The sequence below is a fragment of the Brevundimonas sp. BAL450 genome, from assembly GCF_015767455.1.
GTDB classification, from domain to species: domain Bacteria; phylum Pseudomonadota; class Alphaproteobacteria; order Caulobacterales; family Caulobacteraceae; genus Brevundimonas; species Brevundimonas abyssalis.
Window position 1 is genome coordinate 49,976 of the sequence record NZ_JADWOW010000051.1, and the last position, 15,308, is coordinate 65,283.

General features: G+C 70.5%; 18 protein-coding genes. 14 read left to right on the plus strand and 4 right to left on the minus strand.

Annotated elements, in window-relative coordinates:
• Positions 1-69 precede the first annotated feature (69 nt).
• Together IWC96_RS08900 and IWC96_RS08905 are read left to right on the plus strand one after the other, a co-directional pair.
• The gene (locus tag IWC96_RS08900; RefSeq protein WP_021697258.1) at positions 70-603 is read left to right on the plus strand and encodes a hypothetical protein; all 534 of its coding nucleotides are present in this window, start codon (positions 70-72) and stop codon (positions 601-603) included.
• 38 nt (positions 604-641) lie between these two features.
• Positions 642-962, plus strand: a complete 321-nt coding sequence (locus tag IWC96_RS08905; RefSeq protein ID WP_045319004.1) for an Mpo1-like protein — start codon at positions 642-644, stop codon at positions 960-962.
• Position 963: 1 nt separating this feature from the next.
• Here IWC96_RS08905 and IWC96_RS08910 read toward each other — a convergent pair whose 3' ends face one another.
• Together IWC96_RS08910 and IWC96_RS16170 are read right to left on the minus strand one after the other, a co-directional pair.
• Positions 964-1,650: a hypothetical protein gene (locus tag IWC96_RS08910; protein WP_021697256.1), complete on the minus strand. Its 687-nt coding sequence runs from the start codon at positions 1,648-1,650 to the stop codon at positions 964-966.
• Between the two features lie 146 nt (positions 1,651-1,796).
• A complete protein-coding gene (locus tag IWC96_RS16170; RefSeq protein ID WP_021697255.1) occupies positions 1,797-2,435 on the minus strand; it encodes a hypothetical protein in 639 nt (212 codons plus the stop codon).
• Positions 2,436-2,589: 154 nt separating this feature from the next.
• Between IWC96_RS16170 and IWC96_RS08920 the strand changes: the two genes are divergently transcribed.
• The 4 genes from IWC96_RS08920 (at position 2,590) to IWC96_RS08935 (ending at position 6,096) form a co-directional block, all read left to right on the plus strand.
• Positions 2,590-3,831 (plus strand): class I SAM-dependent RNA methyltransferase, encoded by a 1,242-nt coding sequence (locus IWC96_RS08920; RefSeq protein WP_196838760.1) that lies wholly within the window; start codon positions 2,590-2,592, stop codon positions 3,829-3,831.
• A gap of 524 nt (positions 3,832-4,355) precedes the next feature.
• Positions 4,356-4,694 (plus strand): multidrug efflux SMR transporter, encoded by a 339-nt coding sequence (locus IWC96_RS08925; protein WP_021697253.1) that lies wholly within the window; start codon positions 4,356-4,358, stop codon positions 4,692-4,694.
• Positions 4,694-5,527: a bifunctional hydroxymethylpyrimidine kinase/phosphomethylpyrimidine kinase gene (thiD, locus tag IWC96_RS08930; RefSeq protein WP_045319002.1), complete on the plus strand. Its 834-nt coding sequence runs from the start codon at positions 4,694-4,696 to the stop codon at positions 5,525-5,527. Before IWC96_RS08925 ends, thiD begins: the two co-directional genes overlap by 1 nt.
• The gene (locus tag IWC96_RS08935) at positions 5,524-6,096 is read left to right on the plus strand and encodes a nucleotidyltransferase family protein (RefSeq protein WP_021697251.1); all 573 of its coding nucleotides are present in this window, start codon (positions 5,524-5,526) and stop codon (positions 6,094-6,096) included. Before thiD ends, IWC96_RS08935 begins: the two co-directional genes overlap by 4 nt.
• A 171-nt stretch (positions 6,097-6,267) precedes the next feature.
• On the opposite strand, the gene IWC96_RS08940 is transcribed toward IWC96_RS08935, so the two are convergent.
• Both IWC96_RS08940 and IWC96_RS08945 read right to left on the minus strand, forming a co-directional pair.
• Positions 6,268-6,642 (minus strand): hypothetical protein, encoded by a 375-nt coding sequence (locus IWC96_RS08940; RefSeq protein ID WP_021697250.1) that lies wholly within the window; start codon positions 6,640-6,642, stop codon positions 6,268-6,270.
• A 199-nt stretch (positions 6,643-6,841) separates the two neighbouring features.
• Positions 6,842-7,201 carry a hypothetical protein gene (locus tag IWC96_RS08945; RefSeq protein ID WP_021697249.1) on the minus strand — a complete coding sequence of 120 codons (360 nt, stop codon included), beginning with the start codon at positions 7,199-7,201 and terminating at the stop codon, positions 6,842-6,844.
• Between the two features lie 242 nt (positions 7,202-7,443).
• On the opposite strand from IWC96_RS08945, the gene IWC96_RS08950 reads away from it, so the two are divergent.
• From IWC96_RS08950 to IWC96_RS08985, 8 genes are all read left to right on the plus strand, one after another.
• Entirely contained in the window at positions 7,444-7,779 is a 336-nt protein-coding gene (locus IWC96_RS08950) for a PepSY domain-containing protein (RefSeq protein WP_021697247.1), read from the plus strand.
• On the plus strand, positions 7,779-8,459 hold the full coding sequence (locus IWC96_RS08955; protein ID WP_045319000.1) for a response regulator transcription factor: 681 nt from the start codon (positions 7,779-7,781) through the stop codon (positions 8,457-8,459). Before IWC96_RS08950 ends, IWC96_RS08955 begins: the two co-directional genes overlap by 1 nt.
• A complete protein-coding gene (locus IWC96_RS08960; protein ID WP_196838761.1) occupies positions 8,456-9,859 on the plus strand; it encodes a sensor histidine kinase in 1,404 nt (467 codons plus the stop codon). The genes IWC96_RS08955 and IWC96_RS08960 overlap by 4 nt, the downstream gene beginning before the upstream one ends.
• Before the next feature lie 83 nt (positions 9,860-9,942).
• Positions 9,943-11,298, plus strand: coding sequence for a hypothetical protein (locus IWC96_RS08965; RefSeq protein WP_021697244.1), 1,356 nt, complete (start codon positions 9,943-9,945; stop codon positions 11,296-11,298).
• A 44-nt stretch (positions 11,299-11,342) separates the two neighbouring features.
• Positions 11,343-12,131 (plus strand): c-type cytochrome biogenesis protein CcmI, encoded by a 789-nt coding sequence (gene ccmI, locus IWC96_RS08970; protein ID WP_231378986.1) that lies wholly within the window; start codon positions 11,343-11,345, stop codon positions 12,129-12,131.
• Positions 12,128-12,619 (plus strand): cytochrome c maturation protein CcmE, encoded by a 492-nt coding sequence (gene ccmE / locus IWC96_RS08975; protein WP_021698761.1) that lies wholly within the window; start codon positions 12,128-12,130, stop codon positions 12,617-12,619. Before ccmI ends, ccmE begins: the two co-directional genes overlap by 4 nt.
• Positions 12,616-14,589: a heme lyase CcmF/NrfE family subunit gene (locus tag IWC96_RS08980; protein WP_196838763.1), complete on the plus strand. Its 1,974-nt coding sequence runs from the start codon at positions 12,616-12,618 to the stop codon at positions 14,587-14,589. The genes ccmE and IWC96_RS08980 overlap by 4 nt, the downstream gene beginning before the upstream one ends.
• Positions 14,590-14,720: 131 nt before the next feature.
• Positions 14,721-15,218 carry a cytochrome c-type biogenesis protein gene (locus IWC96_RS08985; protein ID WP_045319382.1) on the plus strand — a complete coding sequence of 166 codons (498 nt, stop codon included), beginning with the start codon at positions 14,721-14,723 and terminating at the stop codon, positions 15,216-15,218.
• Positions 15,219-15,308: the final 90 nt, after the last annotated feature.

Here is a 15,308-nt window from a genome sequence, read left to right on the forward strand (position 1 = left end):
AACGGCGAAATCTGAATCGACAGGCGCGGCCCCGCGCGGCATGGTCGCTCCGCTGAGCGGAGCCAGACCATGTTTCACGGCGGCCATCTGAAGCGGCGGATCAGCCAGTATGCGGCCCTGTGGCTGGGTGCGTTCCTGCTGTCGGGCGGGGCCATTCTGACCGCCATGCTTTTCATGGACCTGATGGAGGCGGCGGACCTGGTTCTGCCGGTGATGCTGGCCCTGACCGTTCTGGCGCTGGGGGCGGGGGTGGTGCTGAGCCTGATCTCGCCCCACACCCTGGGGACCAAGCTGGCGGTAGTGCTGGGCGCCCTGATCCTGCTGTTGCCGCTGTTGTGGGCGCCCGTTTCGGCGGCGGCGGTGATCGCCTTCTTCGCCGACCGCTCCATCGAGTATTCCAGCGCCTACGCCGACTTCCGCATCGGCATCAGCCGGGCGCTGTATCCGGCCACGGCGGCCCTGTTCGGCGGCGGGGCGTTCAACCTGATCTGGGGCGCGTTCCAGGCGGTGGCCAGCTTCGTCGGATTCGTCGCGGCGGTTGTGCGCATCTGGCCGCTGATCCAGCGGCTGCTGGGACCCGAGCCCGCCTCGGACTTGCAGTGAAGACGGGGCCGTCGCAAGCTTCGGACCCGGAGGACGCCATGACCCAGCCCGCAGCGGCCGAACGCTATCCCTCGTTCGAAGCCTTCTACCCGTATTACATCCACGAGCATTCCAACCGCACCTGCCGCCGCATCCATGTGGTGGGCACAGGGCTGGTGTTCGGGGCTTTGGCGCTGGCCATCGTAACCCTGAACCCATGGTGGCTGCTGGCCATGCCGTTGATCGGCTACGGCTTTGCCTGGGTGGGGCATTTCTTCTTCGAGAAAAACCGGCCTGCCACCTTCAAATACCCCCTGTGGAGCCTGATGGGCGACTTTCGCCTGTTCTTCGAGACGGTCAGCGGGAAGCGGAAGTTCTAGCTCACCCGCCCCGGCCGGGGTCCTGGAAGAAGTAGAGGCTGAGCGCCATCACCGCCACGGCGTCGCGGTCGGGGGAGCCTTGCGGGGGCAGGTAGAAGGTGGGGCGCATGCCGCTGAGCGCCAGGCCGCCCACGTCGATCCCGTCGCGGGTGAAGACATAGCCGATGACGTTTCCGCCGCCCCAGGGCAGGCCGTCCACATAGCGGGTCTCGGCCCGGATGGTGATGTCGCCCCAGGTCAGTTCGCCCGCGCGCTGGGGCTGCTGCAGCCGCTGGAAGAAGCCGCCGCCGCGCGCCACGGCGAGGCTGAGCCGGGCGTTGGCGGGCGCCGCGCCGGCGTAGCTGCACACATAGCTGAGCTCGTCCCGATCGAAGGTGATCCAGGCGAAGGAGACGTGGCTCTGGCCGCCCTCGCACTCGCCCGTCACCTGACCGACGCCGGTGGCCACATCGAAGCCGGCGCGGGAGAAGTCGCGGGAGCGGAACGGCATGCGGGTGCTGGACGAGCGGGCGCTGGACGCGCCGGTGTATTCGCCGACGGCGAAGCCGGGCCGGAACAGGCTGGGGCCGCGTCGGCCCTCCAGGTTCAGGCGTTCGGTGCGGTCCTGGAACGGGACCGAGGCGTCCTGGGCCAGGGCGGCGCCCGACAGGGCCAGGACGGCGGCGGATATGGCGGCGACGATCTTCATGAAACCCCCTCCTGAAGAACGGCGGTATGCTTAACAGAGGGGGCGGTGCGGTCAAAATTCGGGGCGACAGGGCAAGGAAAAACCGCCGGAGGATTGCTCCACCGGCGGTTCCCTACACGTCGTCGATTCGACAGGGGGGCTGAAACTTAATCGACGACGCGATAGCGGCCGTTTCCATCGGGGCAGGCGCGGACGTAGCGGTTCTCCACGCGGCCGTCGGGAAGACGGATGTTGCTTTCGACCAGGCGGCACTGGTCGGTGTTGTCATAGTCGCGGACCGGCTGGCCGTAGCCGTAGCCGCGGTCCTGATCGTCATAGCCACGGTCGTAGCCGTACTGCTGGCTGGAGCGATCGTCGTAGCGGCTGTTGTCGTAGCCGTAGCCGGCCTGGGCGCCGTAGGGCTGGGCGTAGGGTTGCGACTGCCCGGGCTGGCAGGCGGCGGTGGAGCCGCCGACACCGGCGCCGACGGCGGCGCCGAGAAGGGCGCCCATGGCGCCGCCCTCGCTGCGCACCCGGCGGCTGGCGACGCCGCGGCCGGCGGCGAGGCCGACGAGGGCCCCGACCACACCGCCCGCGACCTGGCGCTGGCGACGGTCACGGACGCACTGGTCATAGTAGGCTTGGCCGGTCTCGTAGCCCTGGTTGTAGCCGTAGCCGCTCTGGGCCTGATAGCTGGAAGAGGAGCCGTAGGGCTGGCTGTAGCTCTGGGCCGAGGCGGGCAGGGCGGTCGCACAGGCGGCGACGGCGACGACCGCGACGGCGGAATTCTTCAGGAAGGCGTTCATCGTTTCAGCTCCGTACCTGGGGTTGCGGGGCTGAACGGATCAGCACCCCCTTGTCGACGTCCGTTATGGCGGAGCGAACCTGAACGGGTTTTGAGCGGGCCGTTCATCTTCGTTCATGTTTCGGTTTGGGCGCGGGACGGGCTATGAGCGCGCCATGTCCGAACAATTGACCATCGCCCGCGTGGGCCACCAGGGCGACGGGATCGCCGAAACCCCCGGCGGGGCTGTCTTCGTGCCGGGGACGCTGCCCGGCGAGGTGGTGCGCGCGGTGGTCAGGGACGGCCGCGCCGAGGACATCGAGATCCTCGAGGCCAGCGCCGACCGGGTTCCGATCCAGTCGCAGACCTACGCCGAGTGCGGGGTCGCGCCGCTGCAGCACTGGGCCAGCGCCCCCTATCTGGCGTGGAAGCGGGATCTGGTGGTGGAGACCCTGGAGCGCGAAGGGATCGAGACCGAGGTGGAGGCCACCGTCGCCACCCCGCCGGGCGTGCGTCGCCGCATCGCCCTGCACGCCCGTCGCGACGAGGACGGGCAGGTGGTGCTGGGCTTCAAGGGGCGCCGGTCGTGGCGGGTGGTCCCCCTGGCCCACTGTCCCCTGTCGGACCCGCGCATCAACGCAGCTTTGCCGAGCCTCGCGGCGGTGGCGGCGCCGTTTCTGGGCGGGGCCAAGTCGGCGCCGACCCTGCATGTGACCGTGACCGACTCGGGCCTGGACGTGGACATCACCGGGGTGGAGCGCAGCGGCCGCTCCGCCGACGTGGCCCAGCAGGGCGTGCGCGCGGCGCGGATGGCCGACATCGCGCGGCTGAGCATGGACGGAGAGGTGCTGGTGATGATGCGCCAGCCCACGGTGCGGTTCGGCCGGGCTACGGTGCCCCTGCCGCCCGCCTCCTTCATGCAGGCCTCGCCCGTGGCCGAGGCGGCCATGGTGGAGCGGGCCGTGGCGGCGGTGCGCGGGGCCAAACGGATCGCCGACCTGTTCTGCGGCGCGGGCACCTTCACCTTCCCCCTGGCCGAGGTCGCCCCGGTGCTGGCGGCGGACGCCTCGGCGGGGGCCATCGCCGGACTGAAGGCGGGGGCCGGGACGGCGCAGGGGCTGAAGGGCATCGACGCCCAGGCCCGCGACCTGTTCCGCCGCCCCCTGTCGCCCCACGACCTGAAGGGGATCGAGGCCATCGTCATCGACCCGCCCCGGGCCGGGGCGCTGGAGCAGACCCAGCAGTTCGCCGGAACGAAGTCAGTGTCGGTGGTGGTGGGCGTGTCCTGCAACCCGGCCACCTTCGCCCGCGACGCCCGGGTGCTGATCGACGCCGGCTTCGTGCTGGAGCGTGTGACCCCCATCGACCAGTTCCTGTGGTCGACCCATGTGGAGCTGGTGGGCGTGTTCCGGCGCTGAGCCGGAACGGATGATTTCAGACTCAGGTCTGAAAAAAAAACAGGGTCTGAATTGTCTGAAATCTCCTTGTATGAATTCGGCTGGTTGAGTTGGTCAGCCTGTTGATTTTATTCAAACAATGACGTCATCGCCGGGCTTGTCCCGGCGATCCATACGCCCGAGGGGTGAGAGTCCCTGGCGCGCTCCGTGATTATGGATTCCCGGCACAAGGCCGGGAATGACGATGCGGGGAGGTGAGACTCTCGACGCGAAAAAGAGTGCAATGGGAGTCTCACTTCCTTCGCTGCGGGGGGAGGCGGGAGGCGGGAGCGATGCGTGCGGTCATGACGCCATTATAAGGGCGCGCGGGACAGCGGGATAAATCCGGCCGTTGCGACGGATCAAAGCCTTGTCCTGCAAGGAACTGGTCTTGAAAAACAGGGGATTTAGGGCGTCGGGTTGGTGAAGCTTCGCGCCGGACAGGGCATGGGCCGCCGATATGATCGTCGCTTGCCCCTCCGCGCCGGTTGTCCCATGTGGCGGGGATGACGATTCCTCCCCTCAATCCCTGGGTTTCGCTGCTGATCGCGGGCCTGCTCGAAGTGGCCTGGGCCTCGGGCTTCAAATTCGTGGGGCCGTCGCGGCCGGTGACCTCGCTGGTGGTGGGCGTGACCATGATCGCCAGCTTCTGGTTCCTGTGGCTGGCGACACAGAAGCTGCCCATCGGCACGGCCTACGCCATCTGGACCGGCATCGGTGCGGTGGGCGCGGCGGGGATCGGCATTCTGATCTATGGGGAGCCGTCCACGACGCTGAGGATCCTGTGCATCCTGATGATCGTCAGCGGCATCGTGGGGCTGAAGCTGTTCTCGGGGGTGCAGTGATGGGCGCTCAAGCAGCGAGCGACCGCGTCGCGAGCGGTAGCGCCCAAAAATTGGGCCGCGTTCTCATCATCGCCGGGTCCGACTCCGGCGGAGGGGCCGGGGTGCAGGCCGACATCAAGGCGGTGACCATGATGGGCGGCTTCGCGGCCACGGCGATCACGGCCCTGACCATCCAGAACACCCTGGGGGTCCACGGCGTGCACCCCGTGCCGCTGGAGGTGATCGCGGCCCAGGCGGACGCGGTGCTGGACGACATCGGGACCGACGCGGTCAAGACCGGCATGCTGGGCTCGGTTGAGGTGGTGCGCTGCGTGGCCGAGATACTGGACCGGGCGGGCGCGCCGACGGTGGTGGACCCGGTCATGATCGCCAAGGGCGGCTCGCCCCTGCTGGCCGAGGACGCGGTGGCGGCGGTGCGCGAGCTGATGGTTCCGCGCGCGGCCCTGCTGACCCCCAATGCGCCGGAGGCCGAGGCCCTGACGGGGATCGCGGTCGCCGATCTGGACGGCCAGCGGCGTGCGGGCGAGGCGCTGTTGCGGCTGGGCGCGGGCGCAGTGCTGATGAAGGGCGGCCATGTGCCGGGCGAGACGGTGGTGGACCTGCTGATGACCCCGCGCGGCGAGACCCTGCTGGAGGGCCCGCGCATCGAGACGCGGCACACCCACGGCACCGGATGCACCCTGGCCAGCGCGTGCGCGGCGGGGATCGCGAAGGGCCTGCCGCTGGAGCAGGCGGTCGCCGAGGCCTGGGCCTATGTGGCCGAAGCCATCCGGCAGGCGCCGGGGCTGGGCGGCGGCCATGGGCCGCTGGACCACGGCTGGCCGCTGCGATGAGCGATCTGGAGGATCGGCTGAAGACCATCGTGCGGGCCGATCCCGGCCTGATGCAGGTGATGACCACGGTGCGCGGGCTGGGTCTGAACGATTGGCGGATCTTTTCCGGCGCGGTCTATCAGAGCGTCTGGAACGCGGTGACGGGCCGGGCGGCGGGATACGGCATCAAGGACTACGACCTGGGCTATTTCGACCCGGACACCTCGTGGGACGCCGAGGACGCGGTGATCCGCAAGGTGGCCGGGGCGTTTGAACCGCCGCTGCGCGAGATGGTGGAGGTGCGCAATCAGGCGCGGGTTCACCTGTGGTTCGAGGGCAGGTTCGGCGAGCCCTATGAGGCCCTGACCGGTACGGACGAGGCGCTGGGGCGGTTCGTGGCGCCGGCGTTTGCGGTGGGTGTGCGGCTGGAGCCGGACGGGGAGGTCAGCGTGGCCGCGCCGTTCGGGCTGGAGGACGTGTTCGAGATGGTGCTGCGGCCCAATCCCGACCGGCCGAAGGCGAAGGGGTGGTCGAAGGCGGTCGACAACGCCCGCGCGCGCTGGCCGGAGATTCGCGTGATCGATGCCTGAATCGTTGGCCTGTCGCGCGGTCGCGCTGCTTGAGGCCCTCACGCGAAACGGCGCGGCCCTTTTCGGACCGCGCCGCACGCGCACCCTGCAAGCGAGAGCCTGATTCACGGCATCGGCGGAACCGCGGAGCGGTCCCGCCTCAACCGATCAGGCTCTGGGAGAGAGGACGGCCTACCAGCGGCCGCCGGGGCGGCGGTTGTTGTCGGCGCGTTCGGCGCGGATTCGGGCCGACAGCCGGTCATAGCGCTGGTCCAGATCGCGCATCTCCCAGCGGGTCAGGCCGCCACGGCGATACTGGGCCTCCAGCCGGACGATACGGTTCAGCTCGGCGCGCAGGCTGCGGGCCTCGCGCGGGCTGATGGCGCGATTGTAGGCGGCGCGGTCGATGCGGCGGTCGAGGTTGACCTTGCGCTGGGCGATGGATTGCCAGGCGGGGGCGTGGGCGGCGGGTCCGCCACGGGGCGGGCCGTAGTGCTGGGCGGCGGCCGGGACGGCGACGGAGACCGCAGCGGCGGCCATCAGAGAGGCGGCGATGGTCTTGTTCATGGCTTCGATCCTTCGATTGCGGTCGCCCCGGGGATCAGGGCGGCGATGACGGGATCAGTGAAGCGCGCCGCGCCTGATCGGCGCCTGAACGGGGCGTTTCAGATGGCGTTCACCTGGCTGAACGGCCTGTTTCGGAGGGGGCAAGGAAAAGGGCGCGGCCCTTTCAGACCGCGCCCTGCAATGGCGGGAGAGACGCCGATCAGCGACGGTAGCGCGCGCGCTGCACGTAGCGGTCGATGGAGCGGTCGAGATCCTGGTAGCGGCGCTCCAGATCGTGGCGCTCGCGGATGGTCATGCGGGGGCCGTATTGACGCTCGAGGTACACCAGGCGGTCGATGCCGCGCTGGAAATCACGGGCCTTGCCGGTGCTCATGACACGGGCGCGGTGGGCGAAGGCCACATTGCGCTCCAGATGGCGGACGCGAACGGCCATGGGCGGACCGGCGTGCTGCTGGCCATAGGCGGGACCGCCGCGGGGCGGGCCATAGTGCTGGGCGGCGGCCGGGACGGCGACAGAGATCGCCGCGACGGCCATGACGGATGTGATCAGTTTTTTCATCATGGGCTCCACGGTTTCGGTTCGGCGGCCGACCCGGCATCGGGGCGGTGCGATGGACACACAAGAGCACGCGGCGCCTGAGCCTGACCTGAACGGCACGGTTCAGTCGGCGTTCATCTTCCTGAACCCGCGCGAAGTCTCTATGGTTCTCGTCAAAGCGACCGATCGAACCCCCGGTCATGACCCGTTTCTCACGCCCCTGTTCAGACGCCGTTCAGAGGCGCCGCCGTAAACCGCTCTGCATGAACCGTATTCGCATCCTTCTTCTGGCCGGGCTGATCGCCGCCGCTCCCATGGCGGCGCCGTCGGCCCATGCGCTCGAGATCCAGGCGCGTGACCCCCTGATGGGCTCGCTCCGCCAGGAGCGGGCGCGTGAGGAATCCCGTGAGGGCCGCCGGTTGAGCGCCAGCGAGGTGGCGCGGTCCGTCTCCCGGGGCCGCGAGGGCCGCATGCTGGGCATCAATGAACGCAACATGGGCGGCCGTCCCGTCTATGTGGTGCGCTGGGAATATCCGGGCGGGCGCGTCGCCGACATCACGGTGGACGCCCGCACCGGCGCCGTGATCGGAGAACGCTGATGAGAGTGCTGCTTGTCGAGGACGACGCCGACCTGTCGCGCCAGCTGAAGGCGGCGCTGGGCGACGCCGGCTATGCGGTGGACCACGCCCCGGACGGCGAGGAAGCCCACTTCCTGGGCGACACCGAGCCCTATGACGTTGTGGTGCTGGACCTGGGCCTGCCCAAGGTGGACGGCGTGTCGGTGCTGGAGCGCTGGCGCCGGGACGGCAAGACCACGCCGGTGCTGATCCTGACCGCGCGCGGCGCCTGGTCCGACAAGGTGTCGGGCTTCGACGCCGGGGCCGACGACTATCTGACCAAGCCGTTCCACACCGAGGAGCTGCTGGCCCGGCTGCGCGCCCTGCTGCGGCGCTCGGCGGGACATGCGACCTCCACGCTGGAGTGCGGCGCCCTGCGCCTGGACCCGCGCGCGGCGCGGGCCAGCGTGGACGGGGAGCCCCTGCGCCTGACCTCGCTGGAATACCGGCTGCTGCATTATCTGATGATGCATCAGGGCCGGGTGATCAGCCGCACCGAACTGGTCGAGCACCTGTATGACCAGGACTTCGACCGCGACTCCAACACCATCGAGGTGTTCGTGGGCCGTCTGCGCAAGAAGATCGGCGCGGACAGGATCGAGACCGTCCGTGGCCTGGGTTATCGCCTGACGCCGCTGGCCGGGGAGTCCGAGGCCGCGTGAAGCAGAATCTGGGGCGCTATCTGGGTCGTCCCGGCCGGTCCCTGACCCGCCGGCTGATCTGGCTGGCGGCCGCGTGGATTGTGGTGGCCCTGCTGGTTACCGGCCTCGTGCTGACCTCGCAGTTTCAGGAATCCGGCCTGCGCCGACTGGGCGGCGTCAACAACAACACCATCGACGAACTGGTGGTGGCCGCCAGCGTCCGCGACGGACAGGTGGTCGTGCCCCAGATCGAGGATTCCCGCACCAAGGCGCTGCTGTCGGGGAAATACTGGGCGGTGGCGGAGCGGAATGCGGACGGGGACCTGGTGGTGATCGCCCGGTCCACCTCCCTGTGGGACAGCGAGATGCCGATACCGGCGAGCCTCACCGAGCGGGTGGCGGAGGTGGCCGGGGGCACGGTCTCCTACAACGCCGTCGGTCCCAACAACGGCGAGCCCCTGCGGGTGGCGGCCAGCCAGAAACAGCTGCCCGGCCGCGAGCAGCCGGTGGTGTTCATCGCCGCCCTAAACCGCTCCAACATCGACTCCGACACGCGCCAGTTCGCCACCCTGACCTGGGCCGCCCTGGGCCTGCTGGGGGTCGGGCTGATGGCGGCGGTGTTCTTCCAGGTGCGGATCGGCCTGCGTCCGCTTTATGAGCTGGGGCAGGAGATCGGCGACGTGCGCAAGGGCCGCGCCACGCGGATCACCCAGGACTATCCGGTGGAGATCGCGCCCCTGGCCGAGCAGCTGAACAAGCTGCTGGACCACAATCAGGAGGTGGTGGAGCGCCAGCGCACTCATGTGGGCAATCTGGCCCATGCGCTGAAGACGCCCCTTTCGGTGATGCTGGCCGAGACCGAGGGGCAATCGGGGACGCTGCCCGAAATCGTGCGTCGCCAGTCCGAGCTGATGCGCGGCCAGGTGGACCACCATCTGCGCCGGGCCCGCGCCGCCGCCCGGGCCCAGGGCTCGGGCGAGCGCACCGCCGTGGCCGAGGTGCTGGACGAGATGGCGGTGATGCTGGAGCGGGTGTTTCAGTCCAAGGGGGTGGAGATCGACTGGCGCGCGCCCGACGAGCTGATGTTCCGGGGCGAGCGGCAGGATCTGCAGGAAATGGTCGGCAATCTGCTGGAGAACGCCTGCCTCTGGTCCAAACGGCGGGTGAAAGTGTCCGCGGGCGCCATGGGGATGGGGCGTCTGCTGCTGGTGATCGAGGATGACGGGCCGGGCCTGCCCGAGGATCGGCGCGACGAGGTGCTCAAGCGGGGGACGCGGCTGGACGAAGACGTGCCCGGCACGGGGCTTGGTCTCAGCATCGTCGACGAACTGACCCGGGCCTATGAGGGGCGTCTGACCCTGGGCGACAGCGACATGGGCGGGCTCAAGGCCATGCTGGAGCTGCCGGCCGCCGAATCCTGACCGATCCGGTCGTGGTTTATGCGTTTCGTTAAGCGGCCATGACCGATGATGTCTCGAATGAGAGACCGGGGAGCGGGGACCATATGACGGAGCTGTCCGTCGCCAGTCAGAATGCGATCAGCGCGATGCTGGAGATGGCGCCGGATTCCGCCCTGGCGAAGCTGTCGGTCGCCCTGCGCACGACCCCCGGGGTCAAGGCGGACTGGATCCGTCGCCGGACCGTGGCCGAGATCTCCGCCCGGCGCATGCGCACCATCGCCTTCGGCCCCCTGACCGCCCTGTTCCGCAAGCGCGCGGACGGGGTGCGGGGCCTGAGCTTTCCCGCGGCGATCCTGAACGGGCTGTGGCGGCGGGTCTGCGAACGACAGGCCCTGCTGCTGGCCCAGGCCGAGGACATGACGGTCGGCGGGGGCTCCATCGATCCGCGCCTGCTGGATCAGCTGTGCGTGAGCGCCGCGGCGATCCTGCGAGACGAGCCGGGCGGCGTCTGGCCGGGGCTGGATCCCCGGACGGCGGAGCATGTGGCCGCCTGTTTCGACCTGGCCCCGCTGGCCCGCGCGGCCATGCCCATGCTGGACATGTGGATCGGGCGTGCAGACGCGGACAGCGAGGCCTCGCTGCGGCTGATGATGCGGGACGCCGTGCGCATCCGCGAGGACGCCGCGCCCATGATGCTGGAGATCCTCTTCGCCAACATCGAGGACGCCGCCCTGATCCTGCGGGTCATCAGCCGGGTCTCCGGCGCGGGGGGCGAGGAGCGCTTCCTGGCGGATTCCGAACTGGCCGACTTCGGCGAGCGGCTGTTCGAGCGGGTCGAGGAGGCGGGGGAGGCCCTGAACGAATTCCATCCGGGCCGCGACGATTCCGATGAGGCGCGCCAGGTCGCGAGCCGCCTGGAGCGGGCGGCCGGGATGATGGCCCAGATGGAGCTGTCGCTGGCCTTCACGCCGGAGGGCGCCTGGGGCGCCCGGTTCCAGGAACTGAAACTGCGCATGGGACGCGCGCTCGACGGCCTGCTGGGGCTGTGCCCGCGCATGGTGGACAAGGCCCTGCCCATGGAGCGGGTGCGCATCCACGGGTCCATGAGCCGCATGGCGCCGGTGATGGACGCCCGCACCGACGGGCCGCTGGTGGAGCAGGCGCGGTCGGCCATGCTGATGCTGAGCGCCTCCAAGGCAGCGGCCGGGGTGCTGGGCTATGCGGGCCAGAGGGCGCAGCTGTGCGAAACCCTGGAGAAACGCCTGCTCCAGTATGGCGACGAGCTGATCGAGGCGCTGAACGCGGGCGAAGGTTCGGACGAGGACCACATGGCCCGTCTGGTCGAGCTTTGCGCCGGCTTCCTGGAGCAGGCGGACGCCGAGGTTCCGGCCCGAACCCTGCGGCGGCGGCTGGCGGCGGCCCAGGGTGCGACAGCGGCGCCCTCGCCACAGATGGCCTGATCGCCTAAACGGCTCTCATGTGGATGTTCTGGCTTGCAGCGGGCATGGCCGCGACCCTTGCGGGGATCGTGGTGCTCTGGCGTGCGCGGGGCACGGGCTTCGCCGTCGGCGGGTCGCCCGACGCCCGCCAGATCGCCGAACTGGACGCCCTGCATGGACGCGGCCTGCTGGACGACGACGCCTGGCGCGTCGCGCGGGCGGAGGCGGGGCGCCGGTTTCTGGCCAGCGAGGATGACGCCGGCGCCGCGCCGCCGGATCTGACGCAGGGGCGCTGGGTGCTGGCGGGACTGCTGGCCACGGCCGTGGCGGCCCTGGGCGTATACTGGGTCACGGGCGCGCCGGGCATGCCGGATCAGCCGCGCGAGGCCCGGGTCGAGCGCTGGGCCGGCGCCCTCGACACCCTGGACGCGCCGCGTCTGGCCGCCGTGGCCGAGGTGGTGGCGCGGGACAATCCGAATGACCGCGAGGCGCAGGTGTTTCTGGGCCGCGCGCGGTTCGAGGCGGGCGATCCCATCGGGGCGGCCACCGCGTTCCGGCGCGCCCTGACCCTGGACGCCGAGGACCCGGTCAGCTGGTCGCGTCTGGGCGAGGCCCTGACCGCGGCCCAGCAGGGGGTGGTGGGGGGCGACGCCGAGGCCGCCTTCCGCGAGGCGCTGCGCCGCGACCCGAACGCCCAGGCCGCCCGCTATTTCCTGGGCCGCGCCGCCCTGGCCCGGGGCGAGGCGGACGCCGCCCGCGCCCTGTGGGAGCCGCTGCTGACCGAACTGCCGCCGGGCGACGGGCGCCGCGTCCAGCTTCAGGCCGATCTGGCGGCCGTGGAGGAGGGCGCATGAGCTGGCTGCCCCGATCGCCCAAGGCGCGCCGCCGTCTCTGGATCGTCGCCGCCGTGACGCCGGTGCTGCTGCTGGCCGTGGGCCTGTCGCTGTGGGCCATGCGCGACAGCGTGACCTTCTTCTACAGCCCGTCCGAGGTCACCGAGGAGGCCGCGCCCGCGGGCCGCATGATCCGGCTGGGCGGACTGGTGCTGCCGGGCAGCGTCGAGCAGGGCGCCGACGGCTCGGTGGCGTTCTCCGTGACCGACAATGCGGCGGACGCCCGCATCGTGTTCCAGGGGGACCTGCCCGATCTGTTCCGCGAGGGGCAGGGCATCGTGGCGCAAGGGGCGTTCGACGAGGCGCGGGTGTTCCAGGCCACGCAGGTGCTGGCCAAGCACGACGAGACCTACATGCCGCGCGAGGTGGCTGATCGCCTCAGGGAAACCGGCGAGTGGCGCGGCGGCGATGAGCCCGCGCCCTCCAATGCAGCCTATGTGACCGAATGATCGCGGAATTCGGCGCCTTCGCCCTGGCCCTGGCCCTGGCCCTCGCCCTGTTGCAGGCCGCGGCGTCCGGCGCGGGCCGTCTGCTGCGCTCGCCGGTTCTGGCCGGGGCGGGGCAGGGGGCGGCGTTCGCCTCGACGGGCGCGGTGGCGGTGGCTTTCGGCGCCCTGATCTGGGCCTTCGTGGTGTCGGACTTCTCGGTCAGCAACGTGGCCCTGAACAGCCATACGGCCAAGCCGCTATTCTATCGGGTGGCCGGGGCCTGGGGCAGCCACGAGGGCTCGCTGCTGCTGTGGTGCCTGGTCATGACGGCCTTCGGCGCCGTGCTGGCGCTGGGGCGCGGCCTGCCGTTCGGGCTCAAGACATCGGCGGTGGCGGTGCAGGGCGGGCTGAACGCCCTGTTCCTGGCCTTCACGGTGTTCACCTCCAACGCCTTCACGCGTCTGGATCCGGCGCCGGTGCAGGGCGCCTCGCTCAACCCGCTGCTGCAGGACCCGGCGCTGGCGATCCATCCGCCCATGCTCTACCTGGGCTACGTCGGCTTTTCGGTGTGCTTCTCGCTGGCGGTGGCCGCCCTGATCGAGGGCCGGGTCGATCCGGCGTGGGGGCGGTGGGTGCGGCCCTGGGCGCTGGCGTCCTGGGTGTTCCTGACCATCGGCATCGCCCTCGGGTCGTTCTGGGCCTATTACGAACTGGGCTGGGGCGGCTGGTGGTTCTGGGACCCGGTGGAGAACGCCTCGTTCCTGCCGTGGCTGGCGGGGGCGGCCCTGCTGCACTCGGCCATCGTGACGGAGAAACGCGGGGCGCTGGCGGGCTGGACCGTGTTCCTGGCCCTGATGGCGTTCACCTTCTCCATGCTGGGCGCCTTCCTCGTGCGTTCGGGGGTGCTGACCTCGGTGCACGCCTTCGCGGTGGACCCGGAGCGCGGCATGCTGCTGCTGGCCATCCTCGGCGTGGCGGCGGGCGCGGCCTTCGCCCTGTTCGCCTGGCGCGCGCCGGGCCTGCCCAAGGGCGGGGTGTTCGCACCGGTCAGCCGCGAGAGCAGTCTGGTCCTCAATAATCTGTTCCTGTCGGCGGCGGCGGCCACGGTGCTGCTGGGCACCCTTTATCCGCTGATGCTCGAGGCGGTGACCGGCGAGACCATCTCGGTGGGGCCGCCCTATTTCAACCTGACCTTCACCCCGCTGATGGCGGTGGCCCTGATCATCCTGCCCGCCGGGCCGCTGCTGGCGTGGAAGCGGGCGGACCTGAAGGGCGTGGTCCAGCGTCTGACCCTGGCCTTCGCCGTGGCGATGGCGGCGGCCCTGATCGCCCTGTTCGTGTTCGATCCCATGAAGGCCATGGCGGCGGCGGGCATCGGGCTGGGCGTGTGGCTGATCGCGGGCGCCCTGGCCGAGCTGGCCGAACGCATCCGGCTGTTCCGGGCGCCCCGCGCCGAGGTGTGGCGGCGGCTGACCGGCCTGCCCGTGGGCGCCTTCGGCATGACCCTGGCCCATGCGGGGCTGGGTCTGTTCGTCATGGGGGCGGTGGCCGAGACGGCCTTCAAGATCGAGGCGGTGGCGGTGACGGCGCCCGGCGGACCGGTCGCCGTGGCGGGGCCTTGGCATGTGACCCTGGACGATGTGCGCATCGTCGAGGGGCCGAACTATCTGGCCGAACAGGGCGTGTTCACCGTGGCCCGCGAGGACGGTGCGGGCGCGCGCACCCTGACGGCCGAGCGGCGCTTCTTCCCGGCGGGCGGGCAGACCACCACCGAGGTGGGACTGGATTTCCGGGGCCTGGACGACGTCTATGTGGTGCTGGGCGAGCGGCGGGCGACCGAGACCCTCGCCCAGGCCTGGACCGTGCGGGTGCACTGGAACCCGTGGGCGCGGCTGATCTTCCTGGGGCCGACGCTGATGGCGCTGGGCGGGCTGGTGTCCCTGTCGGACCGCCGGCTGCGGTTCGGGGTGGCCGGGAGTAAGCGGGGATGAGGGTGCCTCTGACATTCTCCTCCCTCGCGCAGCGGGGGAGGGGGACCATCCGAAGGATGGTGGAGGGGGCGACTCCGTCCACCGGGTCCAGGGTTCGCCCCCTCCACCGCCTGCGGCGGTCCCCCTCCCCCATGCGCTTCGCTTATGGGGGAGGAGCGCTCGTCGCTGCTCTGCTCCTGATGGCCTTCGCCGAACCGGCGGCGGCGCCCGACCAGCCCTTGCCCGATCCGGCGCAGGAGGCGCGGGCGCAGGGGCTGTTCAGGGACATCCGCTGCGTGGTCTGCCAGCACGAGTCCATCGCCGATTCCCCGGCCGGGATCGCCGCCGACATGCGCCGTCTGGTGCGTGACGAGGTGGCGGCGGGGCGCACGGATGAGCAGATCGAGGCCGGTCTGGTGCGGCGCTATGGCGACTATGTGCTGTTCCGGCCGCCGTTCAACGCCGGGACGGTGCTGCTGTGGCTGGGGCCGTTTCTGGTGGTCCTGATTGCGGGGGGCGTGCTGCTGACCACCCTGCGCCGCCGCCCGGCGGAGGCCGCGCCCCTGACGCCGACGGAGGAAGCCGCGCTGGCGAAACGCCTGGCGGAGCGCCCGGATTTGGACGCATCCTCGCCCCATGATCATCCCTGATCTGTATGAACCGTAACTGGTTCGCCTTGGCGCGCCGCGTCATAGGGTTATATCAAGGGGCACGGGGCCGCCTTTCGGTCCCGCCCGAAA